Source organism: Asticcacaulis sp. AC460 (assembly GCF_000495795.1).
In the GTDB taxonomy this organism is placed as follows: Bacteria; Pseudomonadota; Alphaproteobacteria; order Caulobacterales; family Caulobacteraceae; genus Asticcacaulis.
Window position 1 is genome coordinate 68,326 of sequence record NZ_AWGD01000021.1, and the last position, 23,379, is coordinate 91,704.

The following is a 23,379-nucleotide window of genomic DNA, read 5'->3' on the forward strand; positions in this document are numbered from 1 at the left end:
GATCCCCCACCGTCTCATTTGCTTCCAGCAAATGATCCACCGCCCCGTAACACGGGGAGGGATAAGGCATTGGTAATATGTAACTATTTGGGAGTTTATCGTAACAGCTCGCACGGCATACAAGAACGAGCGCGCAGTTTTCGCACAGCGTCGCGACGATGCATTTAAACGATTTACATTTCCAGGAGAGGAGGGATGCGATTGCCACCCGGCGAGGGGTGGCGCGAGTGACGGGGCTCGAACCCGCGACCTTCGGCGTGACAGGCCGACACTCTAACCAACTGAGCTACACCCGCATCCCTTATCTTCGTTGGCGTCGCCGCCCGTCGAAGAGGTGTGCTTGATAGGCGGGGCGGTTTTCTGTGTCAAGCGTGATGTCACGATTAATTCGACAAACTGTGGAAACTTTGGGAAAACGTGCGAATGATTTTCATATACATTTCGGCAATGCGGCATTTCACTGCAACGCCCACCGAAAAAATAAAGAAAATGGCCAAAACGCGGTTTTTTCGCACCGCAATGGTTTGAAGCGCGGCGCGGACTGGTCTAATACGCACTTGTTCTGAGTCCGCCGCATCGTTAATGCGGCGCTTGTCGGCTGCGTAGAGGTGCCCTTCATGAATGACGAAATGGCCAAGTTCCTGCTGAACTATCTGCCGGTCATCATCTTTTTCGCCATCGCCACCGCCCTGGGCCTGGGTTTTCTGATCGCCGCCCTGGTCGTGGCGCCCAAGGCGCCGGATACGGAAAAGCTGTCAGCCTATGAATGTGGCTTTCCTGCCTTCGATTCGGCGCGGCAGAAGTTCGATGTCCGATTCTATCTGGTATCGATCCTCTTCATCGTCTTCGATATCGAGGCCGCCTTCCTGTTTCCCTGGGCCGTGTCGCTGTTCGACATGACGCCGTCGGGGATGCAGTACGCCTTCTGGACGATGATGATCTTCCTGGCCGAACTGGCGCTGGGCTATATCTATGTGTGGAAAAAGGGAGCCCTGGAATGGGAGTGATTATACCTGCGGGCTCGGCGGGACGGTCTTCGGTCGAGGGCTATGACCCCGCGGTCCACGACAAGTTCTTCGAATCGGTGTCCGCCGAACTGGATACCAAGGGTTTTCTGGTCGCTTCGGCCGATGACGTCATCACCTGGGCGCGCACGGGCTCGCTGATGTGGATGACCTTCGGCCTGGCGTGCTGCGCCGTCGAAATGATGCAGGCCTCGATGCCGCGCTACGACATGGAGCGGTTCGGCATGGCGCCGCGCGCTTCGCCGCGCCAGTCAGACCTGATGATCGTCGCCGGCACCCTGACCAACAAGATGGCGCCGGCATTGCGCAAGGTTTACGATCAGATGCCGGATCCGCGCTACGTCCTGTCGATGGGCAGCTGTGCCAATGGCGGCGGCTATTATCACTATTCCTATAGTGTCGTGCGCGGCTGCGATCGAATCGTGCCCGTCGATGTCTATGTTCCGGGCTGTCCGCCGTCGGCGGAAGCGCTCCTGTACGGTCTTTTGCAGTTGCAGAAGAAGATTCGCCGTACCGGCAACATCCGCCGCTAAGAGAGGAGGGGGCTTATGTCGATCGAAAAACTGCAATCCCTCGCCGAACGGGCGCAAGCCGAGTTCAAGGAAGCGATTCTGGACACAAAGTTCGCCTTTGGTGAACTCACCCTGACGGTAGCGCGTGAGCGCATCGTCGAGATTTTGAGTAAGCTGAAGGTGGAGCCGTATCGCTTCCATCAGCTGATCGACCTGTGCGGGGCCGACTATCCGAAACGTGCCGAGCGGTTCGATGTCGTCTACCACCTGCTGTCGCTGAATCATAATGTGCGCCTGCGCCTGAAGGTCACGACCGACGAGGTCGTTCCGGTGCCCAGCGTCCGTTCGGTTTATCCGAATGCCGACTGGTACGAGCGCGAAGCTTTCGACATGTATGGCATGCTGTTCTCGGGCCACCCGGACCTGCGCCGGCTGCTGACCGACTATGGCTTCTCGGGCTACCCGCTGCGCAAGGATTTCCCGATGACCGGTCACGTCGAGGTCCGTTACGACGAGGAGCAGAAGCGCGTGGTGTACGAACCCGTGAAGCTGACCCAGGAATATCGCAAGTTCGACTTCCTGTCGCCGTGGGAGGGTGCGAGTTACGTCCTTCCGGGTGACGAGAAGGCCAAGGCCTGAGGCGGTCGAACGCATAAAGTAGTTGAGGGCTAAGGATTTTTCCTATGGCAGATGATGTAACATCTCAGGTCGGACATAAGGGCGAGGACGATCGTAAGTTCACGATCAACTTCGGTCCGCAGCACCCTGCGGCCCACGGCGTGCTGCGCCTGGTCCTCGACCTGGACGGCGAAATCGTCGAGCGCGTCGATCCGCATATCGGCCTGCTGCATCGCGGCACCGAAAAGCTGATGGAAGCGCGCACCTATCTGCAGAATATCCCGTATTTCGACCGCCTGGACTATGTGGCGCCGATGAACCAGGAGCACGCCTTCTGCCTGGCCATCGAAAAGCTTCTGGGCCTCGAAGTGCCCAAACGGGCGCAATATATCCGCGTCATCTTCTCGGAAATCGGCCGCATCCTGTCGCACCTGCTGAACGTGACGACCCAGGCCATGGACGTCGGCGCCTTGACGCCGCCGCTGTGGGGCTTCGAAGAGCGCGAAAAGCTGATGGTGTTCTATGAACGTGCCTGCGGTGCCCGCCTGCACGCCAACTATTTCCGCCCGGGCGGCGTCCACCAGGATTTGACGCCGGAGCTGATCGAGGACCTTATCGCCTGGTGCAAGTATTTCCCGAAGCCTTTGGCCGATATCGAAAGCCTGGTGACGGAAAACCGCATCTTCAAACAGCGCAATGTCGACATCGGCGTGGTCAGCAAGGAACAGGCCTTTGACTGGGGCTTTACCGGCGTGCTGATCCGCGGTTCGAACGTCGCCTGGGATCTGCGCAAGTCGCAGCCCTATGAGTGCTATGACGAACTCGAGTTCGACATCGTGCTGGGCAAGAACGGCGACTGCTGGGACCGTTATCTGTGCCGTATCGAGGAGATGAAGCAGTCGGTCAAGATCATGCTGCAATGCCTTGATAAACTTAAGCAAACGCCGGGCGAAGTTCTGGCAAAAGACCATAAGGTGACGCCGCCGCGCCGCGCCGAGATGAAAAATTCGATGGAAGCTTTGATCCATCACTTCAAGCTGTATACCGAAGGTTTCAAGACGCCGGAAGGCGAAGTCTATGCTGCCGTCGAAGCCCCCAAGGGCGAGTTCGGCGTCTATCTGGTGTCCGACGGCACCAACAAGCCCTATCGCTGCAAAATCCGTGCGCCGGGCTTCCCGCACCTGCAGGCCATGGACTGGCTGAACCGCGGCCATCTGCTGGCCGACGTGTCCGCCATCCTGGGCTCGCTCGACATCGTCTTCGGGGAGATCGACCGGTGAACCCGCACGACCAGCAACTGCAATACATGCATCAGCATCCAGTGATGATGGCCGCCTTACCGCTGGCCTTCGCCATCACGGTTATTGCGTTGATTATCCTCGGGCGCTGGTATTTCAGCCGCCAGGCCTGGACCTACCATCCTGGTGGCAAGGACGGATTTCTGCGCGATGAATTCCTGCGGTTGGGCGCCATCTTCCTGCCCGTGGCGGTGCTGATGGTGGCGGTACGCTGGTACATCTACACCTTCGACATTGGCCTGATGAATTCGCCTTGGATCTATGCGGCCTTCCTGTCGGTGTTCGTGTTTCGTCGTCTGGCGGGTTTCCTGCCGTTCGTCCGCGACGCCGGCCGCCGCCTCGATGCGGCGCGGAAACAGGCGCATGACGCAAAGGTGGCGGCATGATGTATGTAAAGTTTCGACTGTGTTCGACCGGCTTTGGTTTCAAAGCCGTCCTTAAGAGTAGAGAGGCCTGATGTCCGTACGTCGTCTCGCGGCGGTACAGCCGGCCAGTTTCGCTTTTTCTCCGGAAACCATGGAGAAGGCCAACTGGTGGATCGCCAAATATCCGGAAAATCGCCGCCAGAGCGCGGTGATCCCGATCCTGTGGCTGGTGCAGAAGCAGGAAGGCTGGGTCAGTGAACCCGCTATCTCCGCCATCGCGCGGCTGCTGGCCATGCCGCAGATCCGCGTCTATGAAGTCGCAACCTTCTACACCATGTTCATGCTGGAGCCCGTGGGTTCGGCGGCGCTGATCCAGGTGTGCGGCACGACGCCGTGCATGCTGCGTGGTTCGGACGCGCTGATCGCCGTGTGCAAGGCCAAGATCGGCCCGAAGGACAAGCTGTCGGCCGACGGCCTGTTCACCTGGCAGGAGGTTGAATGCCTGGGCGCGTGCTGCAATGCGCCGATGGCCCAGATCAACGACTATTTCTACGAAGACCTGACCGCCGAAAACATGGTGCAGATCATCGACGACTTCGCCGCCGGCAAGAAGCCTGCGCCCGGCCCGTACAACGGCCGCAAGACGTCGGAACCGCTGGGCGGCGCCACGACCCTGTCCGACCCGAAGCTGTTTGACGGCTCGGCCGCCAAGGCGATCAAGATCCCCAACGCTCCGGAGAAGGCATGATGGTCGGTATTCTGGAAGACAAGGATCGCATCTTCACCAACCTCTACGGCTTCCATGACTGGGGCCTGGAAGGCGCCAAGCAGCGCGGTTGCTGGAACGCGACGCGGGACATCCTGTCCTACGGTGCGCCGTGGATCATCGACAATGTCAAGAATTCCGGCCTGCGCGGCCGCGGCGGCGCCGGTTTCTCGACCGGCCTGAAGTGGTCCTTCATGCCGAAAGAGGTCAAGGATCGCCCGCATTACCTGGTGGTCAATGCCGACGAGTCCGAACCCGGCACCTGTAAAGACCGCGAAATCATGCGCCATGATCCGCACCTGCTGATCGAGGGCTGCCTGATCGCGTCGTTCGCCATGCAGGCCCATGCCTGCTACATCTATCTGCGCGGCGAATACATTCTGGAGCGTGAGCGCCTGGAAGCCGCCGTCAAGCAGGCTTATGAGGCCAAGCTGATCGGCAAGAACAATATCCATGGCTGGGACTTCGACGTCTATGTCCACCATGGCGCCGGCGCCTATATCTGCGGCGAAGAGACAGCTCTGCTGGAATCGCTGGAAGGTAAGAAGGGCCAGCCGCGCCTGAAGCCGCCGTTCCCGGCTGGTTCGGGCCTCTATGGCTGTCCGACCACGGTCAACAATGTCGAGTCGATCGCTGTCGTCGGCACCATTCTGCGCCGCGGTGCTGCCTGGTTCGCTTCGTTCGGCGCGCCGAACAACACAGGTACCAAGCTATTCTGCATTTCAGGTCACGTCGAGCGGCCGTGCAATGTCGAAGAGGCGATGTCGATCCCGTTCCGCAAGCTGGTCGAGGACCATTGCGGCGGTATTCGCGGCGGCTGGGGCAATTTGAAGGCGGTCATTCCGGGCGGTTCGTCCGTGCCGATGATCCCCGCCGAACAGTGCGAAAACCTGGCCATGGATTTCGACACCCTGCGCAACCTGCGTTCCGGTCTCGGTACGGCGGCGGTCATCGTCATGGACAAGTCGACCGACCTGATCCGCGCCATTGCGCGCCTCAGCTACTTCTACAAGCACGAGTCCTGCGGCCAGTGCACGCCGTGCCGCGAAGGCACCGGCTGGATGTGGCGGGTGATGGAGCGCATGGTGAAGGGCGATGCCGAGCCGTCGGAAATCGACACGCTGCTGGAAGTCACCACCCAGGTCGAGGGTCACACCATCTGCGCGCTGGGCGATGCTGCGGCGTGGCCGATCCAGGGCCTTATCCGTCACTTCCGTCCGGAAATCGAAGCGCGCATCGCGGCCTACCGGTCGCGCCGCGCCATCCATACCGGCCACGTGATCGCGGCGGAGTAGGGATATGCAGGGCAAGGTCTTGAGCTACAACGGGTCGACGGGCGTTATCAGCGGTGATGACGGCCGGCGCTACACGTTTTCGGCCGCCGACCTTGGCGATGGCGTCACCTATGTGCCGGCAGGGTCCGCCGTCGATTTCGAAGTTGTGGGTGATACGGCCACCAGCATCTATGTGATCGTGACCGCGCTGGGTGAAAAGAACAAGTGGATCGCCGCCCTGCTGTGCTTCTTCTTCGGCTGGTTCGGGGTCCATAAGTTCTATCTCGGCAAGACCAATGCCGGCATCATCATGGCGCTCTGCGGCACGGTCGGCTGGGTCGTGGTGCTACCGGGGCTGGCTATGATGTTCATCTCGTTTATCGAGCTGATCATCTATCTGGTGAAAAGCGACCAGAGTTTTTATGAGGACTATGTTGCAGGGAATCGTTCCTGGTTCTAGCAGCAAGTCGCAAAGGCCGCGGAAAGTTGATAATTTTCTGCAACTTGTTTGAATGTTTTGAGGTTAAGGCAGATGCCCAAGGCTAAAGTCAACGGTGTGGAGGTCGAGTTCGACCCCGGCATGACCGTGCTTCAGGTGGCGGAACTGGCGGGGGAGGAAATCCCGCGCTTCTGTTATCATGAGCGCCTGTCGATCGCCGGCAACTGCCGCATGTGCCTGGTTGAGGTAAAGCCCGGACCGCCGAAGCCGCAGGCTTCGTGCGCCCTGCCGGCCGCCGATAACCAGGAGATCTTCACCAATACGCCGATGGTCAAGAAGGCCCGCGAAGGCGTGATGGAATTCCTGCTGATCAACCACCCGCTGGATTGCCCGATCTGCGACCAGGGCGGCGAATGCGACCTGCAGGACCAGTCGGTGGCTTACGGCAAGGGCGATTCCCGCTATGGCGAGAACAAGCGCGCCGTCGAGGAAAAGCATCTCGGGCCGACGATCAAGACCTTCATGACCCGCTGCATCCAGTGCACGCGCTGCGTTCGTTTCACCACGGAAGTGGCCGGCGTCACCGAGATGGGCATGATTTCGCGCGGCGAGGGCGCTGAGATCACCTCCTACTTGGAACAGGCCGTGACGTCGGAACTGTCGGGCAATGTCAACGACCTGTGTCCGGTCGGTGCGCTGACGCACAAGCCGTGGTCGTTCAACTATCGCCCGTGGGAGCTGACCAAGACCGAGACCATCGATGTTCATGACGCCTTGGGCGCCCATATCCGCATCGACAACCGCGGTCCGGCCGTGCTGCGCGCCCTGCCGCGGCTGAAGGAAGACGTCAACGAGGAATGGCTGACGGACAAGTCGCGCTATGCCGTCGACGGGCTTTCGCGCAAGCGTCTCGACCGCCCTTACGTCCGCAAGGGCGGCAAGCTGGAACCCGTGTCGTGGGATGAGGCCCTGAACGCGGTGGCCGGCAAGCTGAACGCGACAGCCAAGAATAAGATCGGCGTCATCGCCGGTGACCTGACCGATGCCGAAACCCTGAAGGCCGCCAAGGACCTGTTCTACGCCATGGGCGTGACCAACCTGGATTGCCGTCAGGACGGCGCCAAGATCGGTCCGGTCAGCCAGTCTACGCCGCGTGAATCGTGGCTGTTCAATTCCGGCATCGCCGGGATTGAGGACGCCGACGCCATCCTGATCGTCGGCAGCGACCTGCGCCTCGAAGCCAGCCTGATCAATACCCGTATCCGCAAGACCTGGCTGCGCAACGCCGTCCAGGTCGGGGTGATCGGCCAGGCGGTCGACCTGACCTATGACTATACGCACGTAGGTGTCGGCCCGAAGGCGCTGAAAGATTTCAAGAAAAATGGCTTCCGCGATGTGCTGAAAAACGCTCAGCGTCCGGCCATCCTGGTCGGTTCCGGCGCCTTGGCCGGCGATGACGGTGCGGCAGTGCTGCGCGAAGTCGCCGAGATCGCCGAGAGCTGCGGCGTCGTCAAGGACGGTTGGAACGGCTTCAACGTCGTCCATGCCGCCGCTTCGCGGGTCGCCGGCCTGGATCTCGGCTTCGTGCCGGTGGGTGAGGCGATCGACGCCACCGCCATGCTGAAAGGCGCGGTCGATACCCTGGTCCTGCTGGGCGCCGACGAATTTGACTCCTCCGGCCTGGACAAGACCTTCGTCGTCTATATCGGTTCGCACGGCGACAAGGGTGCGGCGACGGCCGATGTCATCCTGCCGGGCGCGGCCTATACCGAAAAGTCGGGCATCTACACCAATCTGGAAGGCCGGGTTCAGATCGCCGAACGCTGCGTCTTCCCGAAGGGCGAAGCGAAAGAAGACTGGGCCATCCTGCGCGCTCTGTCGGACAAGGTCGGCCACACCCTGCCGTATGACAACTTGGCGCAGCTGCGTGAGAAGCTGATCACCGACCACCCGGTGTTCGGGCGTATCGACGTCAAGCCGGCCGCCAAGACCTTCGACCTGAAAGCGGTCGGCGCCAAGGGCGACATCAAGGACCGCGTGTTCGTGTCGCCGATCGTCGACTTCTATCTGACCAACCCCATCGCCCGGGCGTCCGTCGCCATGGCGGAGTGCTCGGCGGCGCGCGGCGCTCATCTCAAGGCCGCGGCTGAGTAAGGAACCTGGACTATGGATGCTAATTTTTGGGCAGGACCGATCGGCTGGACGATCATCACGGTGGGGCAGGCGCTGGCCGTCATCATGGGCGTGATGGTGTCTCTGGCCTTCCTGCTGTGGGGTGACCGCAAGGTGTGGGCCGGCGTGCAGATGCGCAAGGGCCCGAATGTGGTCGGTCCCTTCGGCCTGTTTCAGTCCTTCGCCGACTTCTTCAAATTCGTCTTCAAGGAAGTCATCATTCCGGCCGGCGCCGACAAGGCCGTGTTCCTACTGGCGCCGCTGATCTCGTTCGTCCTGGCGTTCGCGGCCTGGGCCGTTATTCCGTTCGCCCCTGGCTGGGTGGTGTCGAACATCAATGTCGGCATCCTGTACCTGCTGGGGATCTCGTCGTTGGGCGTCTACGGCATTATCATGGGCGGCTGGGCGTCGAACTCGAAATACCCCTTCCTGGGTGGCCTGCGTTCGGCAGCCCAGATGGTGTCCTACGAAGTCTCGATCGGCTTTATCCTGGTCACGGTCATCCTGCTGACCGGTTCGATGAACCTGAGCGACATCGTCAATCACCAGAAGAGCAGCATCCTGAACTGGAATTTCCTTGGCGGAAGTCTGGCTTCACTGCTGGGCGGCAACCTGTGGGCGCTGATCCCGCTGGTCGTCATGTTCCCGATCATGGTCATGTTCTTCATCTCGGCCCTGGCCGAAACCAACCGTCCGCCGTTCGACCTGCCGGAAGCGGAATCGGAACTGGTCGCCGGCTATCAGGTTGAATATTCCTCGACGCCGTACCTGCTGTTCATGATCGGTGAATACGCCAACATCGTTCTGATGTGCGCCATGATCACCATCCTGTTCTTCGGCGGCTGGTACCTGCCGTTCCCGATCGACGGACTGGGGATGCCTGCCTGGCTCGAAACCGTCGTCTACCTGCTGACCTTTATCGGCAAGGTGGTGTTCTGGTTCATCATGTTCGCTCTGGTCAAGGCGATCGTGCCGCGCTACCGCTACGACCAACTGATGCGTCTGGGCTGGAAGGTCTTCCTGCCGCTGTCGCTGGTCGCCGTGGTCATTATCGCTGCTTACCGCGTTTATGGAGGCGCCCTGTGATTTCCCGCATCCTCAATGGCATCAAGGCGGCGCTGCTGCTCGACTTCGTCGGCGCGACCTTCCTGGCCGTGAAATACATGTTCCGCCACAAGGCGACCATCAACTATCCCTTCGAAAAGGGTCCGATCTCGCCGCGTTTCCGCGGTGAACACGCCCTGCGCCGCTACGCCAACGGCGAAGAACGCTGCATCGCCTGCAAGCTGTGCGAAGCCATCTGCCCGGCCCAGGCCATTACCATCGAGGCCGAGCCGCGTGATGACGGTTCGCGTCGTACGACGCGCTACGACATCGACATGGTCAAGTGCATCTATTGCGGTCTGTGCCAGGAAGCCTGCCCGGTCGACGCCATCGTTGAAGGGCCGAACTTCGAGTTCTCGACCGATACGCGTGAAGAACTGCTGTACGACAAGGACCGGCTGCTGGCCAACGGCGACCGCTGGGAGCGCGAAATTGCTCGCGCTCTCGAACTCGACGCGCCCTACAGGTAAGGTGAGGATTTAAACACATGACCTTGATGGCAATCGCTTTTTACCTGATGGCTGCGGTGACGCTGGTCGCCGGCCTGCTGGTGGTCACGGCGCGCAATCCCGTGCACAGCGTCCTTTACCTAATCCTGGCCTTTTTCTCGGCGGCCGGCCTGTTCGTCCTGTTGGGGGCGGAGTTCCTGGCCATGCTGCTGATCGTCGTCTATGTCGGCGCCGTGGCCGTGCTGTTCCTGTTCGTGGTGATGATGCTCGACGTCGACTTCATCAAACTGCGCCAGGGTTTTGCCAATTATCTGGCGCCTGGTGCGGTTGTCGCCGGCATCCTGGCCTTCGAGCTGGTCTTCGTCGGGTGGGCCGTGGCCGAACGTGGCGCCGCCGCCGGCAAGACGCCCCAGACGGCGACCGCCGAGGCGACCAACATCCAGACCATCGGCCTGGAGCTGTACACCACCTACGCCTACATCTTTGAAGCGGCCGGCTTTGTCCTGCTGGTCGCCATGATCGGGGCCATCGTCCTGACCCTGCGCCACCGCACCTACGTCAAGCGCCAGGACATCTTCAAGCAGGTGACGCGCCGCCGCAAGGACTCGGTCGCTGTCGTCCCCGCCAAGACCGGAGAAGGAATCCAGGAATGAACGCCGTCGAACCGCTGACCATCGGCCTGGTCCACTATCTCACCGTCTCGGCGATCCTGTTCACCATCGGGGTGTTCGGCATCTTCGTGAACCGCCGCAACATCATCATCATTCTGATGTCGGTTGAACTGATCCTGCTGTCGGTGAACATCAACTTCGTCGCCTTTTCCAGCTTCCTGCACAATGTGCAGGGCCAGGTCATGGCGATGTTCGTGCTGACCGTTGCCGCGGCCGAAGCCGCCGTCGGGCTGGCCATTCTTGTGACCTTCTTCCGTAATCGCGGCGATATCGCTGTCGATGACGCCAGCATGATGAAAGGATAGGTCGTCGTGCTTTTCGAGACCTCCGCTCACGCCGCACCCGCCGCGCACGGGGCCGCGCATGTTGCCGAAGCGGCGCATGCTATAGCTTCCGCGCCGCCTGAGGGCATGGCGACCATTGTTACCGTCTGCGTTCTGGCGCCCATTGTCGGCGCGGCCATTGCTGGCTTCTTCGGCCGCCGCATCGGTAATATCCCGTCGCAACTGGTGACCACGGGCCTGCTGTTCCTGTCCTGTGTCCTGGGCTGGTACACCTTTATCCAGCACACCTGGGGCGGCATGCCCGACTTTACGATCAAGCTGCTGGACTTCATCAATATCGGTGATTTCAAGTCGGCTTGGTCGGTGCGCATCGACGCCCTGTCGGCGACCATGCTGGTCGTGGTGACGACGGTGTCGTCGCTGGTCCACCTGTATTCCTGGGGCTACATGTCCGAGGACGACTCGCGGCCGCGTTTCTTCAGCTACCTGTCGCTGTTCACCTTCGCCATGCTGATGCTGGTGACCGCCGCCGACTTCATGCAGCTGTTCTTTGGCTGGGAAGGGGTGGGCCTGGCGTCCTACCTGCTGATCGGCTTCTGGTTCCAGAAGGACAGCGCCAGCTCAGCCGCCATCAAGGCTTTCGTGGTCAACCGGGTCGGTGACTTCGGCTTCGCCCTGGGCATCATGACCATCTTCTGGCAGTTCGGCACGATCAATTTCGGCGAACTGTTCCCGCTGCTGGCCAACCAGCACGGGCATGCCTGGGAATTTGCCGGGATGTATTTCTCCGCGCTGGATCTGGCCGCCTTCCTGCTGTTCATCGGCGCCATGGGCAAGTCGGCGCAGTTCTTCCTGCACACCTGGCTGCCCGACGCCATGGAAGGCCCGACCCCGGTTTCGGCGCTGATTCACGCCGCCACCATGGTCACCGCCGGCGTCTATATGGTCTGCCTGCTGTCGCCGCTGTTCGAAATGGCGCCCCAGGCCAAGATGATCGTCGCCTATGTCGGCGCCATCACCGCCATCTTTGCGGCTTCGATCGGCTTTACCCAGAACGACATCAAGCGGGTCATCGCCTATTCGACCTGTTCGCAGTTGGGCTACATGTTCTTCGCCGCCGGGGTTGGGGCCTATCAGGCGGCCATGTTCCACCTGTTCACCCATGCCTTCTTCAAGGCGCTGCTGTTCCTGGGCGCCGGTTCGGTCATCCACGGCATGCACCATGAACAGGATATGCGGAAGATGGGCGGCCTATGGAAGTACCTCCCGGTCACCTATGCCGTCATGACGATCGGCACCATCGCCATCACCGGTCTGGGCATTCCCTATACTGAAATTGGTTTCGCCGGCTTCTTCTCCAAGGACGCCATTATCGAATCCGCCTGGGTTATGCACGGTACGGCGCAAGGCACGTTCGCCTTCTGGATGGGTATCCTGGCGGCGCTGCTGACTTCGTTCTACAGCTTCCGCCTGGTCTTCATGACCTTCCATGGCAAGAAGACCTGGGAGCAAGGGAAGCATGGGGACCACGGCCACGACGATCATCACGCGCATGACGATCACGGCCATGGCCATGCCCACACGCCGCACGAAAGCCCTTGGATCATGCTGGTGCCGCTGATCGCCTTGGCGGTCGGCGCGGTCGCTGCCGGTTTCGTCTTCGCGCCGTATTTCATCGGCGAACACGCCCACGCCTTCTGGGGCAACGCCATTCAGGTGGCTGCCGACAACCACGTCATGCACGACGCTCATCATATCGAAGAGGTGTGGGTCAAGCTGGCGCCGCTGGTCGTTACCCTGATCGGTCTGGCCCTGGCGTGGTACTTCTACCTGCTGCGCCCGTCGCTGCCGAAGAAGATGGCCGCCAACGAAGGCCCGATCTGGACCTTCCTGTACAACAAGTGGTTCTTCGACGAGATTTACCAGGCGACCTTCGTCAAGCTGACCAAGTGGCTGGGCGACGTCTTCTGGAAGATCGGCGACGTCAAGATCATCGACGGCCTCGGTCCCAACGGCGTTGCCTGGACGGCATTGAAGTCGGCCAAGAATCTGGTCAAGACCCAGACCGGCTACGTCTATCACTATGCCTTTTTCATGTTCCTCGGCGTTGTCGGCCTGCTTACCTGGGCTGTCTTCGGACTGGCGCACTAAGGGGAGACGGAACACATTATGCTACCTGCCATCCCCAACCTCCTCAGCATCATCACCTTCGCGCCGCTATTCGGTGCGGCGGTGATCATGATCCTGCGCGCGCTGTCGCGCCGGGACGACGAGGCCGTCATCGCCCGCAACGCCAAATGGATCAGCCTGTGGACCACCCTGGTCACCCTGGCCCTGTCGGTCGTCATGCTGCTGCAGTTCAAGGGCAGCGACGCCGGCTACCAGTTTGTCGAACGCTATACGTGGTTCGGACCGATTTCGTACCATATGGGTGTCGACGGCATTTCGATCCTGTTCGTTGCGCTGACGGCCTTCCTGATGCCGCTGTGTATCGCCGCCTCTTGGACCTCGATCAGCCAGCGCGTGACCGAATATATGGTCGCCTTCCTGCTGCTGGAGACCCTGGTCATCGGCGTCTTCACGTCGCTGGACATCTTCCTGTTCTATATCTTCTTCGAAGGCGGCCTGGTGCCTATGTTCCTGATCATCGGGATCTGGGGCGGCAAGGACCGGGTCTACGCGGCTTACAAGTTCTTCCTCTACACCTTGCTGGGGTCTGTGCTGATGCTGGCGGCCATGTTGTACATGGTCAACAAGCTGGGCACCGCCGATATCCCGGAAATGACGCGACTGCTCACCGAGGCGCCATTCCCGGTCGATGTCCAGGGCTTCCTGTGGTTCGCCTTCTTCGCCTCGTTCGCTGTCAAGATGCCGATGTGGCCGGTCCATACCTGGTTGCCCGATGCCCACGTCCAGGCGCCGACGGCCGGTTCGGTCATGCTGGCCGGCATTCTGCTGAAGCTGGGCGGTTATGGCTTTATCCGCTTCAACTTGCCGATGTTCGCGCAAGCGTCGGAGATGTTCGCGCCGCTGGTCATGGCCCTGTCGGTGATCGCCGTGGTCTATACCTCGCTGGTCGCCTTCCGCCAGACGGACATCAAGAAGCTGATTGCCTATTCGTCGGTCGCCCACATGGGCTTCGTGACCATGGGTATCTTCGCTGGTAACCAGCTCGGCGTCGAAGGCGCCATCTTCCAGATGATCAGCCACGGCCTGATTTCGGGCGCGCTCTTCCTCTGCGTCGGTGTCGTCTATGACCGCTGGCATACGCGTGAGATCGCCTTCTATGGCGGCCTGACCAAGCTGATGCCGCACTTCGCGTTCATCTTCCTGCTGTTCACCATGGCCAATGTCGGCCTGCCGGGGACGTCGGGCTTCATCGGCGAAATCACCACCATGACCGGCGCCTACGACTGGGGCACCTGGGTCGCGCTGGTCTCGGCCTCGGGCGTCATCTTCTCGGCGGTCTATGCCCTGAACCTCTATAAGCGCGTGATGTTCGGCGTCGTTACCAATGACGAGCTGAAGAAATATCCCGATGTCGACGCCCGTGAGATCGCGATCTTCACGCCGCTGATCATCGGCACGCTTGTGCTGGGTATCTATCCAGCCTTTGTTTTTGACTTCACCACGGCCAGCGTCGATGGGCTTGTAAAAGCCTATCAGGCCGCGATCGGCGGATGAGGATGGATTTCGTTATGGACTTTCCCGCTCTAAGAGAAGCACTTCCCGAAACCATCCTTGGGCTCAGTGCGGTTCTGATCCTCGTCTTCGGCGCTTTCCGGGGCGACAAGGGCATGACCTCGATCAGCGCCCTGTGCGGCGCTGCCCTGATCGGTGCGGCCTTCGCCGCCGCCTGGTCGCCGCTGGGCACGGTTTTCTCCGGCGCCTTCGTGTCCGACGGCGTTTCGGTCTTCGCCAAGGTGGCCATGTATGTCGCCGCCTGTTTCATCATTGTCCTGGGGCAGGGCTATTTCGACCGGCTGAACAACCGCCGCTTCGAATTCCCGATACTGATCCTGCTGGCGACGCTGGGCATGAGCATCATGGTCTCGGCCGGCGACCTGATCTCGCTGTATGTCGGCCTGGAGCTGCAATCCCTGGCGCTGTACGTCCTGGCGGCCTTCCGCCGCGATGACGCCAAGTCGTCGGAAGCCGGCCTGAAGTATTTCGTCCTGGGCGCCCTGGCGTCGGGCCTGCTGCTGTACGGCGCTTCGCTGGTCTACGGTTTTGCCGGCTCGATGAACTTCAACGACATCGCCGCGGCGTCGACCACCAATATGAATGTCGGCTTGATCTTCGGCCTGGTGTTCGTAATCTCGGGCCTGGCCTTCAAAGTGTCGGCCGCGCCGTTCCACATGTGGACGCCCGACGTTTATGAAGGCGCGCCGACCCCAGTCGTGGCCTTCTTCGCCGGCGCTCCCAAGTTCGCGGCCATGGTCCTGCTGGCCCGCGTGCTGGAAACCGCTTTCCTGGCCGAGATCGACCAATGGCGTCAGGTTCTTCTGGTCATCGCTGTGCTCAGCTTCGCCGTCGGCGGTCTGGGCGGGTTGATGCAGAAGGATTTCAAGCGCCTGTTGGCCTATTCGTCGATCGCCAATATGGGTTACGCGCTGTTGGCTATCGCCGCCGGCACCACCCAGGGCATCCAGGCGCTATTGATGTTCTTCGTCCTGTATATGGTCGACACGCTGGGCCTGTTCTCCGCCCAGATGTCGCTGAGCCGCAAGGATGGCGAGCCGGTCACCCGCATCGACCAATTCGCCGGCTTGGCCAAGGTCAATATGCCGATCGCCATCGCCATCACCGTCATGGCGCTGTCGGTTCTGGGCATGCCGCCGATGGGCGGGTTCTGGAGCAAGTACTTCGTCTTCGGCGCGGCGCTGAATGCGGATCTGGCCTGGTTTGCCGTGGCCGGCCTGGTCGCTTCGGTGATCGCCGCCTTCTATTACCTGCGCCTGATCAAGCTGATGTGGTTCGATGCGCCGGTCGTGGAATTCGCCAAGGCGCCGCCGGAAACACGCTGGATCGCCCTGGCCTCGGGGGCCTTCTCCTTCCCGGGGGCGATTGTCTTCCTGATCTTCGGATCGGTGCTGGCGGCGGCTGCGGTCGTCGGCTTCGGCGCCCACTAGGTCCGCGGGCGGTGGCCGATTTCGAGATCTTCGATACCCTGCCATCGACCCAGGATCTGGCTCTGACCCGGCTGCGCGCCGGCCGTAAAGGGCCGGGATGGGTTCTGGCCCGCGAGCAGACCAAGGGCATAGGCCGTCATGGTCGGACCTGGATCGGCCAGAAGGGCAACTTCATGGCGTCGCGCTGGGAGGCTATGCCGCTGGATGTCCGCCGTGCGCCGCAGCTCAGTTTCGTCACGGCCTTGGCCATGTATGAGATGCTGCGGCCGTTGATCCCGGATACGGATGCCAATATGCGCATCAAGTGGCCGAACGATATCCTGCACCGTGGACGCAAGATGTGCGGCATCCTGGTCCAGACCGAGGCGTCGAACGAGCCTGAAACCCTGGGCATCGTCATCGGTATCGGCATGAACCTGCGGGTGGCGCCGATCCTCGAAGGCTATCTAACGGTGGCGTTGAAAGAGATCAATCCGGATGCGGTGCGGAACTTCGATGCGATAGGTATGTTGCATAAGCTGAACGGTCACCTCGACGGCGTACTGGACCTGTGGCGCAACAAGGATTTCAGCGACATCGCCAAGGCGTGGCTGAAACGGGCCTATGGCAAGGACCGCACGGTCAGCGTTACGGTCGACGGCGTCAAGGTCAGTGGCGACATCGTCGGACTCGACGAATTCGGTGCGCTGCAGGTTAGGGCAGGCGACGGCCAGATCTACACCGTCACCGGTGGCGACGTCGAATACGGCGCGCTTAAACAATCCCAATAAATTTTCAGGGAAATCGTATGCTGCTGGCCATTGAACAGGGCAATACCAATACGCTGTTCGCCATTCACGATGGCGCCGACTGGGTGGCGCAATGGCGGGTGGCGACCGAAACCCGGCGCACGGCCGATGAATATGCCGCGTGGCTATATCAATTGATGCAGATGCACGATCTGGATCTCAAGCAGATCGATGACTGCATCATCTCGTCCGTGGTGCCGCAGTCTTTGTTTAACCTGCGCAAACTGGCGCAGCGATACTTTAATAAAACGCCGTATGTCGTTGGCGACAATGCGGTTTTGAACCTGGACATTCGTATCGACAAGCCGCGTGAAGCCGGCGCTGACCGCTTGGTCAATGCCATCGGCGGCTATATCACGTATGGCGGACCGCTGCTGATCATCGACTCAGGCACGGCGACCACGTTCGATGTCGTCGCGGCCGATGGCGGCTATGAAGGTGGTGCGATCGCGCCTGGAATCAACCTGTCGCTCCAGGCGCTGCACGCCGCCGCGGCGAAGCTTCCTAGGGTGGCGATCGAGAAGCCGGCGCGCAAAATCGGCAAGGATACGGTCAGCGCCATGCAATCCGGCATCTTTTGGGGATATGTTGGCTTGATTGAATACCTTATCGCCGCTATTGAGGCCGAATACGGCCAGAAGATGAGCGTCATTGCCACCGGTGGGGTAGCGTCCTTGTTTGAAGGTGCAACGGAGAAGATCGATCACTTCGATCACGATCTGACTCTGCGCGGCCTCCTCGAAATCTATAAGCGTACCTTGTCACACAGCTGATTATGCAAAAAAATCAAAACGAACTGGTGTTCCTGCCGCTGGGCGGCTCGAACGAAATCGGCATGAACCTGAACCTGTATGGGTTCGGCCCGGCGGACGACCGCCAATGGATTATCGTCGATGTCGGCGTGACCTTCGGCGACCTGACGACACCGGGGATCGAGGTGATTGCTCCGGACCCGGAATTTCTGGTGGGTGAGAACCTGCTCGGTATCGTCCTGACCCATGCACATGAGGACCATATCGGCGCCTTGGGCTGGCTGTGGGATCGCATCAAGGCGCCGGTGTTTGCCACGCCGTTCACCGCCTTCCTGATCCGTGAGAAGTTGCGTGAAGCCGGGGTCGATGACGCCGACATCACCGAAGTTCCGTTGAATGGGAATGTGAAGTTAGGCCCGTTCGATATTGATTATATTACGATTACGCACTCAATTCCGGAGCCCAACGGGCTGGCGATCAAGACGCCGCTGGGGACCATCCTGCATACCGGCGACTGGAAGATCGACGAGGAGCCGATCACTGGTCAGCCGACCGACATCGCGGAGCTGAAGCGCCTGGGCGACCAGGGCGTGCTTGCCATGGTGTGCGATTCGACCAATGTCTTCGTCGAAGGCCGTGCCGGGTCCGAAGCCGGCGTGCGCGAAGAACTGGAAAAGCTGATCCGCACCTTCAAGAAGCGCGTGGCCGTGGCCTGTTTCGCATCGAACGTGGCACGGATGGATTCGGTAATGCGCGCCGCCATGGCGTGTAAGCGGCAGGTCTGCCTGGTTGGCCGTTCGATGCACCGTATGCTGGCGGCTTCGCGCCACGTCGGTCTGATGCAGGGGATTCCCGACCCGATTTCGGAAGGTGAGGCCGCCAATCTCAAGCCGCACCAGGTTCTGTATCTGTGTACGGGATCGCAAGGCGAGCCGCGTGCGGCTTTGTCACGGATTGCGGACGGCAACCATCCGCTGGTCAAGCTGAAGGAAGGCGATGTCTGCGTCTTCTCGTCCCGGGTTATTCCTGGGAATGAGATCGCCATCCGTTCCTTGCAGAATCGTTTGTCTGACCTGGGTGTTGAAATCCATACCGAGCGTGATCACCCGGGCATTCACGTGTCCGGCCACCCGTGCCGTGAAGAGCTGAAAGATATGTATCAGTGGGTGCGTCCGGCGATCGCCGTACCGACCCATGGCGAGCGCCGGCATCTGCTAAAGCATGCTGCCCTGGCGGCCGAGCTGGGTGTGCCACGACAGGTGACGCCGCGTAATGGTGATATGGTGCGTCTGGCGCCAGGGCTACCCGAGATCATCGATGAGGTTCCGTCGGGCCGGCTTTTCGTCGACGGCGGTATGCTCGTGCCGGAAGCGTCGGAGGCTCTGCGTGAACGCCGTCATGCGGCCCATAATGGCATGATCTTCGTGGCGTTCGCTTTGAACAGCAAAAACCAACTGGCCTCGATTGTCGATGTCCGAGGATTGGGCCTGGCGTTCGAAAACGACGACACGATTTCAGATCAGCTTGAGTCGCTATGCGCCACGGTTGAAAAGGCTGTGAAGGCCATGCCGAACGAAGCGCGCGACGATGACGAAACAGTTGAGACCGTTGTGGCTCGTGTGGTCAAGAAGGCAGCTCAGGCTATCTGGGACCGCCGCCCAATCGTCGAAACCATTATTCTTCGTACTTGAACCGTTTCGCGCCCGGCGTGAAATCATCAAGGAGGGGAGCGACCTGAAATTGCAGGCGCGGCAGGCGAATTTGCACCATGTTGTCAATGTTGATTGGTCGTTTTTCAACGAATTGGGTTAAGTTTATTTGTTAATGAATATTAACTATATAATACATTGAATAAATGAAGTTTTGTCAACTCTACCCACCGAATTTCAACGTTGATTATATATCCGAAAGTGTCGGTTGAAATGAAACCAAAACCGTCAGAGTTTCATTTCAACCATTTGGATTCGTTAATATCTTCGTTATGGCGAGTTTTTCGCGTGGCGATCACGATTTAACCAAGACATAGGTCCCTGGCGCATCGCCCAGAACCTTGAACTCACCCTTGGAGGGATCGCGCGCTGCAATCTTTTTGCCGGACTGTTTACCCAGCCAACCGGCCCAATGCGGCCACCAGGAACCCGGATGTTCGGTGGCACCTTCCAGCCATTCTTCCAGGGTGTCCGGATGAGCGTCGTTCAGCCAGTGCATATATTTCTGCGCCGCCGGGTGATTGACCACGCCGGCGATATGGCCTGAGCCCGCCAGCATGTAGGTTACCGGGCCGCCGAACAGTTTCGAGCCCTTATAGACCGAAGCCGGTGGGGCAATGTGGTCCTCTCGGCCGGCCTGTTCGTAGATCGGCACCTTGACCTTCTTGAGGTCGAGCTTTACCCCGCCCAGGGTCAGTTCCCCCTTTGACAAGGCGTTGTGGCCGTAGAAGTTGCGCAGATAGAAGATGTGCAGCGCCTTGGGCATGCGCGTCTGGTCGGCGTTCCAGCACAACAGGTCGAACGGTGTCAGGTCCTTGCCCAGGAGATAGTTGCTGACGAAGAAGGACCACACGAGGTCGTTAGCGCGCAGGGCGTTGAAGGTGTCGGCCATGGCCGAGCCGGGCAGGACGCCACCGGCGGCATCCATCTGACGTTCCAGTTCCTTCAGCCAGTTTTCCGATGTGAACAGCAGCAGGTCGCCGGCTTCGGTAAAATCGTGCTGGGCCGTGAAGAAGGTGGCAGAATTGATCGAGGTGTCGCCTTTTTCGGCCATGTGCGCCAGCGTACAGCCCAGCAGGGTGCCGCCGATGCAATAGCCGACGGTATTGACCGTCTTGGCGCCGGTCTGTTCGATGACCTTTTGGGTGGCTTCATAGATGCCGCCGAACATATAGTCTTCGAACGTCGTATCCTTCATAGAGGCGTCAGGATTGACCCACGACACCACGAAGACGGTGAAGCCCTGGCCGACCAGCCACTTGATCAGGGAGTTCTTGGCCTGCAGGTCCAGGATATAGAACTTGTTGATCCACGGCGGGAAGATCAGCAGGGGAATCTCATAGACCTGTTCCGTCGTCGGCGCGTATTGCAGCAGCTCGAAATAGTCGCCGCGGTAGACCACCTTGCCGGGTGTGGTGGCGACGTTTTCGCCGACCTTGAAACGGCTGTAGTCGGCCTGGCTGATCTTGAGTTTGCCGTCGCCGCGCGCCAGGTCATCCGCGAACATCTGCATGCCCTTGACCAGGGTTTCGCCCTTCGAATCGAGCAAGGCGTTGATCGCGACCGGGTTGGTCAGCAGGAAGTTGGCCGGCGACATGGCGTCGGTCAGCAGCTTGGTGAAGAACTCGGCGCGGCGTTTAACCAGCGGATCGATGTCGTCGACGCTGCCGATCAGCTTGTTCAGCCAGTTGGACGACAGCAGGTAGGACTGACGCATCATGTCAAAGACCAGGTTCTGCTCCCAGCGCGGATCGGCGAAGCGTTTGTCCTTGACCGGTTTCTTCTCATCCGGGGCGCCGAGCGTCCGGCGGGCCATCTGGCCCCACAGTTCGAGGTAGCCATTGAGCAGGTCGCTTTGGGCTTCGACAACCTTGTCCGGACGCGTGGCAAGCGACTTCATTACCTCGGTCATGGCTGGACCGACCTGGAAAGGATCGGACGGGGCTCCGGCGGCTTCGAGATCGGGCTGTTTCATGACCGTGCGGGCCAGGACGTTTTGCGCCGTCATGGTCGCCTTGGCGATGTTGAGCGACAGCTCCTCCAGGCGGCGGATATTTTCGGCGTCGAACAGAGGCGAGGCAGCGGCCGTATGGGGTTGCGGCGCCGCTTTCGGCTCTGGGCTGGGCTGTTGAGTGATAGATTCGGGTTTTGGCGCGGGTTTCGGTTTGACGGTCTCGACCTTGGCCTCGGCGACCGTCGCCCTGGCTTTGGCGGGCGCCTTCCGGGCCGTGGTTTTGGCCGAAGTCTTCGTTGTCACAGGGGTTTTCGGGGTCTTGCTCATCCACATCCTCGCAGGTCGAGAGGCCGTCCAATGGGCTTGCAGTGCGGTAAATCACGCCGTAAATCCACTCACATATTATTTTTGTTGTCGTAAGTCTGTTCACGAGCGTAGAATTTTGCCATGCAGTCTGTGGTTACTGCGGAGACGGTTGTCATGATCCTGGCGGTTTGGATGCGTTGTTTGGGCGTAGCGGTGTGCGCCGCAACGTTCGGCGCAAGTGCGATGGCACAGGAATCGGCCGAATCGGCCGCCCAGCGTCCGCTGGCGCCGCTGCCCGGCGTTACGCCGGCGACGACAGCGACACCCGGCATACCCAAGTGGTCTGATTTCCCAGCACCGCCGGGAGATGTTCCGACCGTGGCTGAGTTTGCCCAACGGGTCAAAACCCAGACGGCCGCGTCTGACAAGCTGGCGGCGGAGGTACGTGTCCTGGTGTGGGACAAGGAGCAGCCTGAGCCCTATGCCGCGGCGTCGATCGCGCGCATCAACCCCGTCTATCTCAAGCCGGTCGATGCGATCATGACGGTCGAGCAGATCGAGCGTTTGGCCGAGGATTTGCGCCGGCGGGCGGTGCCCCCGCCGATGGCTGACTGACGTAACGTCAAGGCTGTTCAAGCCTTGGCCAGTCTGATACACGCATTCGACGTGACGATTGCCACGTCGCCACATGACACGACGCATAAAAACCAGAAAGTCGTGGTTCGATAAACTTAAAGCCAGAAGACAGCCACATGCCAGAAACTCTTGAAATTTTGAAAAATATGTCCAGCACAATATCCGGATTTGACCTCAGCCTCGACATTGTTCGGGTCGCCGAGGAAGCCGCCATTGCCGCCTATTCGTGTGTTGGCGGGGGCGACGAAAAGGCCGCCGACCAGGCCGCCGTCGACGCCATGCGCCGCGCGCTCAACGCCATCGAGATGGACGGCCGTATCGTCATCGGCGAAGGCGAGCGCGATGAGGCGCCGATGCTGTACATCGGCGAGAAGGTCGGCACCGGCAACGGCCCGGCGATCGATATCGCCTTGGACCCGCTGGAAGGCACGACCCTGGCGGCCAAGGCCATGGCCAACGCGCTGGCGGTTATCGCCTTTGCGCCGCGCGGCGGGATGCTGCACGCGCCGGATACCTATATGGACAAGCTGGCTATCGGGCCCGGTTACGACAAGGGTGTCGTTGACCTGGATGCCACGCCGGAAGAGAATGTCCGCGCCCTGGCCAAGGCCAAGGGCGTCGATGTTTCGGAAATCGTCGCGTGCGTGCTGGATCGTCCGCGCCACGACGGCATTATCACCTCGCTGCGTAAGGCCGGCGCCCGGGTGCACCTGATCACGGACGGCGATGTCGCCGGCGTTATCCACACCGCCCAGCCGGAAACCGGCATCGACATCTATATGGGGCAGGGCGGGGCACCGGAAGGCGTCCTGGCCTGCGCTGCGCTGAAATGCGTCGGCGGCCAGTTCCAGGGGCGGCTGGTGTTTCGCAACAATGACGAACGCACCCGTGCCGAGCGGCTGGGTTTGACGGATTTCGACCGCAAATACGATCTGAACGACCTCGTCAGCAGCGACGCGGTCTTTATCGCTACGGGCGTTACGCACGGCGCGCTGCTGGACGGCGTGCGCAAGGAGGTCACCGCGCGCGGTGAGGTCTTCCACACCACGGAAAGCCTGGTCATGATTTCCAAGACCGGCACGGTGCGCAAGCTGTCGATGCGCCGGCCCTTGAAAGCTTGATCCA

The 23,379-nt window shown here is 60.5% G+C and carries 22 protein-coding genes and 1 tRNA gene; 21 read left to right on the top strand and 2 right to left on the bottom strand.

The features are described from left to right. Nucleotides 1-219: 219 nt before the first annotated feature. Nucleotides 220-296 (bottom strand) — tRNA-Asp (locus tag ABAC460_RS36610). A 333-nt stretch (nt 297-629) separates the two neighbouring features. Between ABAC460_RS36610 and ndhC the strand changes: the two genes are divergently transcribed. From ndhC to ABAC460_RS36705, 19 genes are all read left to right on the top strand, one after another. After that, nucleotides 630-1,007 carry an NADH-quinone oxidoreductase subunit A gene (gene ndhC / locus ABAC460_RS36615; RefSeq protein ID WP_031236814.1) on the top strand — a complete coding sequence of 126 codons (378 nt, stop codon included), beginning with the start codon at nt 630-632 and terminating at the stop codon, nt 1,005-1,007. Next, nucleotides 977-1,558, top strand: a complete 582-nt coding sequence (locus tag ABAC460_RS36620) for a NuoB/complex I 20 kDa subunit family protein (protein ID WP_162150326.1) — start codon at nt 977-979, stop codon at nt 1,556-1,558. The genes ndhC and ABAC460_RS36620 overlap by 31 nt, the downstream gene beginning before the upstream one ends. Before the next feature lie 15 nt (nt 1,559-1,573). Further along, complete coding sequence (locus tag ABAC460_RS36625; RefSeq protein ID WP_023453685.1) at nt 1,574-2,176, top strand: NADH-quinone oxidoreductase subunit C; 603 nt, start codon at nt 1,574-1,576, stop codon at nt 2,174-2,176. 44 nt (nt 2,177-2,220) lie between these two features. Then, nucleotides 2,221-3,435 (top strand): NADH-quinone oxidoreductase subunit D, encoded by a 1,215-nt coding sequence (locus ABAC460_RS36630; RefSeq protein ID WP_023453686.1) that lies wholly within the window; start codon nt 2,221-2,223, stop codon nt 3,433-3,435. Beyond that, nucleotides 3,432-3,839: a hypothetical protein gene (locus ABAC460_RS36635; protein ID WP_031236815.1), complete on the top strand. Its 408-nt coding sequence runs from the start codon at nt 3,432-3,434 to the stop codon at nt 3,837-3,839. The genes ABAC460_RS36630 and ABAC460_RS36635 overlap by 4 nt, the downstream gene beginning before the upstream one ends. 70 nt (nt 3,840-3,909) lie before the next feature. Next, complete coding sequence (gene nuoE / locus ABAC460_RS36640) at nt 3,910-4,566, top strand: NADH-quinone oxidoreductase subunit NuoE (protein WP_031236816.1); 657 nt, start codon at nt 3,910-3,912, stop codon at nt 4,564-4,566. Then, nucleotides 4,566-5,879, top strand: coding sequence for an NADH-quinone oxidoreductase subunit NuoF (gene nuoF, locus ABAC460_RS36645; protein ID WP_031236817.1), 1,314 nt, complete (start codon nt 4,566-4,568; stop codon nt 5,877-5,879). Before nuoE ends, nuoF begins: the two co-directional genes overlap by 1 nt. A gap of 4 nt (nt 5,880-5,883) precedes the next feature. Beyond that, nucleotides 5,884-6,318 (top strand): TM2 domain-containing protein, encoded by a 435-nt coding sequence (locus ABAC460_RS36650; RefSeq protein ID WP_023453690.1) that lies wholly within the window; start codon nt 5,884-5,886, stop codon nt 6,316-6,318. A 72-nt stretch (nt 6,319-6,390) separates the two neighbouring features. Further along, nucleotides 6,391-8,451, top strand: a complete 2,061-nt coding sequence (nuoG, locus tag ABAC460_RS36655; protein WP_023453691.1) for an NADH-quinone oxidoreductase subunit NuoG — start codon at nt 6,391-6,393, stop codon at nt 8,449-8,451. A gap of 12 nt (nt 8,452-8,463) precedes the next feature. Beyond that, nucleotides 8,464-9,555 (top strand): NADH-quinone oxidoreductase subunit NuoH, encoded by a 1,092-nt coding sequence (nuoH, locus tag ABAC460_RS36660; protein ID WP_023453692.1) that lies wholly within the window; start codon nt 8,464-8,466, stop codon nt 9,553-9,555. Then, nucleotides 9,552-10,043, top strand: a complete 492-nt coding sequence (gene nuoI, locus ABAC460_RS36665; RefSeq protein WP_023453693.1) for an NADH-quinone oxidoreductase subunit NuoI — start codon at nt 9,552-9,554, stop codon at nt 10,041-10,043. Before nuoH ends, nuoI begins: the two co-directional genes overlap by 4 nt. A 17-nt stretch (nt 10,044-10,060) precedes the next feature. After that, nucleotides 10,061-10,675, top strand: a complete 615-nt coding sequence (locus tag ABAC460_RS36670; RefSeq protein WP_023453694.1) for an NADH-quinone oxidoreductase subunit J — start codon at nt 10,061-10,063, stop codon at nt 10,673-10,675. Continuing rightward, the gene (nuoK, locus tag ABAC460_RS36675) at nt 10,672-10,998 is read left to right on the top strand and encodes an NADH-quinone oxidoreductase subunit NuoK (protein ID WP_023453695.1); all 327 of its coding nucleotides are present in this window, start codon (nt 10,672-10,674) and stop codon (nt 10,996-10,998) included. Before ABAC460_RS36670 ends, nuoK begins: the two co-directional genes overlap by 4 nt. Before the next feature lie 105 nt (nt 10,999-11,103). Continuing rightward, entirely contained in the window at nt 11,104-13,128 is a 2,025-nt protein-coding gene (nuoL, locus tag ABAC460_RS36680; RefSeq protein WP_023453696.1) for an NADH-quinone oxidoreductase subunit L, read from the top strand. A gap of 18 nt (nt 13,129-13,146) precedes the next feature. Further along, a complete protein-coding gene (locus tag ABAC460_RS36685) occupies nt 13,147-14,661 on the top strand; it encodes an NADH-quinone oxidoreductase subunit M (RefSeq protein WP_023453697.1) in 1,515 nt (504 codons plus the stop codon). Nucleotides 14,662-14,663: 2 nt separating this feature from the next. Continuing rightward, a complete protein-coding gene (gene nuoN / locus ABAC460_RS36690) occupies nt 14,664-16,109 on the top strand; it encodes an NADH-quinone oxidoreductase subunit NuoN (RefSeq protein ID WP_031236819.1) in 1,446 nt (481 codons plus the stop codon). An 11-nt stretch (nt 16,110-16,120) separates the two neighbouring features. Beyond that, complete coding sequence (locus ABAC460_RS36695) at nt 16,121-16,879, top strand: biotin--[acetyl-CoA-carboxylase] ligase (RefSeq protein ID WP_023453699.1); 759 nt, start codon at nt 16,121-16,123, stop codon at nt 16,877-16,879. A 17-nt stretch (nt 16,880-16,896) separates the two neighbouring features. Next, complete coding sequence (locus tag ABAC460_RS36700; protein ID WP_023453700.1) at nt 16,897-17,670, top strand: type III pantothenate kinase; 774 nt, start codon at nt 16,897-16,899, stop codon at nt 17,668-17,670. A 2-nt stretch (nt 17,671-17,672) separates the two neighbouring features. Beyond that, entirely contained in the window at nt 17,673-19,340 is a 1,668-nt protein-coding gene (locus tag ABAC460_RS36705) for a ribonuclease J (protein ID WP_023453701.1), read from the top strand. 313 nt (nt 19,341-19,653) lie between these two features. Here ABAC460_RS36705 and phaC read toward each other — a convergent pair whose 3' ends face one another. Continuing rightward, a complete protein-coding gene (phaC, locus tag ABAC460_RS36710) occupies nt 19,654-21,639 on the bottom strand; it encodes a class I poly(R)-hydroxyalkanoic acid synthase (RefSeq protein WP_023453702.1) in 1,986 nt (661 codons plus the stop codon). Between the two features lie 222 nt (nt 21,640-21,861). Between phaC and ABAC460_RS36715 the strand changes: the two genes are divergently transcribed. Both ABAC460_RS36715 and glpX read left to right on the top strand, forming a co-directional pair. Continuing rightward, on the top strand, nt 21,862-22,233 hold the full coding sequence (locus tag ABAC460_RS36715) for a hypothetical protein (protein WP_155914645.1): 372 nt from the start codon (nt 21,862-21,864) through the stop codon (nt 22,231-22,233). A gap of 167 nt (nt 22,234-22,400) precedes the next feature. After that, nucleotides 22,401-23,375, top strand: a complete 975-nt coding sequence (gene glpX / locus ABAC460_RS36720; RefSeq protein ID WP_031236820.1) for a class II fructose-bisphosphatase — start codon at nt 22,401-22,403, stop codon at nt 23,373-23,375. Nucleotides 23,376-23,379 lie beyond the last annotated feature (4 nt).

Bases quoted from the DNA above. Each gene is read 5' to 3' on its own strand.
- ndhC (WP_031236814.1), top strand. From the start codon at position 630: ATGGCCAAGTTCCTGCTGAACTATCTGCCGGTCATCATCTTTTTCGCC.
- ABAC460_RS36625 (WP_023453685.1), top strand. From the start codon at position 1,574: ATGTCGATCGAAAAACTGCAATCCCTCGCCGAACGGGCGCAAGCCGAG.
- ABAC460_RS36630 (WP_023453686.1), top strand. From the start codon at position 2,221: ATGGCAGATGATGTAACATCTCAGGTCGGACATAAGGGCGAGGACGAT.
- nuoE (WP_031236816.1), top strand. From the start codon at position 3,910: ATGTCCGTACGTCGTCTCGCGGCGGTACAGCCGGCCAGTTTCGCTTTT.
- nuoF (WP_031236817.1), top strand. From the start codon at position 4,566: ATGGTCGGTATTCTGGAAGACAAGGATCGCATCTTCACCAACCTCTAC.
- ABAC460_RS36650 (WP_023453690.1), top strand. From the start codon at position 5,884: ATGCAGGGCAAGGTCTTGAGCTACAACGGGTCGACGGGCGTTATCAGC.
- nuoG (WP_023453691.1), top strand. From the start codon at position 6,391: ATGCCCAAGGCTAAAGTCAACGGTGTGGAGGTCGAGTTCGACCCCGGC.
- nuoH (WP_023453692.1), top strand. From the start codon at position 8,464: ATGGATGCTAATTTTTGGGCAGGACCGATCGGCTGGACGATCATCACG.
- ABAC460_RS36670 (WP_023453694.1), top strand. From the start codon at position 10,061: ATGACCTTGATGGCAATCGCTTTTTACCTGATGGCTGCGGTGACGCTG.
- nuoK (WP_023453695.1), top strand. From the start codon at position 10,672: ATGAACGCCGTCGAACCGCTGACCATCGGCCTGGTCCACTATCTCACC.
- nuoL (WP_023453696.1), top strand. From the start codon at position 11,104: ATGGCGACCATTGTTACCGTCTGCGTTCTGGCGCCCATTGTCGGCGCG.
- ABAC460_RS36685 (WP_023453697.1), top strand. From the start codon at position 13,147: ATGCTACCTGCCATCCCCAACCTCCTCAGCATCATCACCTTCGCGCCG.
- nuoN (WP_031236819.1), top strand. From the start codon at position 14,664: ATGGATTTCGTTATGGACTTTCCCGCTCTAAGAGAAGCACTTCCCGAA.
- ABAC460_RS36700 (WP_023453700.1), top strand. From the start codon at position 16,897: ATGCTGCTGGCCATTGAACAGGGCAATACCAATACGCTGTTCGCCATT.
- ABAC460_RS36705 (WP_023453701.1), top strand. From the start codon at position 17,673: ATGCAAAAAAATCAAAACGAACTGGTGTTCCTGCCGCTGGGCGGCTCG.
- phaC (WP_023453702.1), bottom strand. From the start codon at position 21,639: ATGAGCAAGACCCCGAAAACCCCTGTGACAACGAAGACTTCGGCCAAA.
- ABAC460_RS36715 (WP_155914645.1), top strand. From the start codon at position 21,862: ATGGCACAGGAATCGGCCGAATCGGCCGCCCAGCGTCCGCTGGCGCCG.
- glpX (WP_031236820.1), top strand. From the start codon at position 22,401: ATGTCCAGCACAATATCCGGATTTGACCTCAGCCTCGACATTGTTCGG.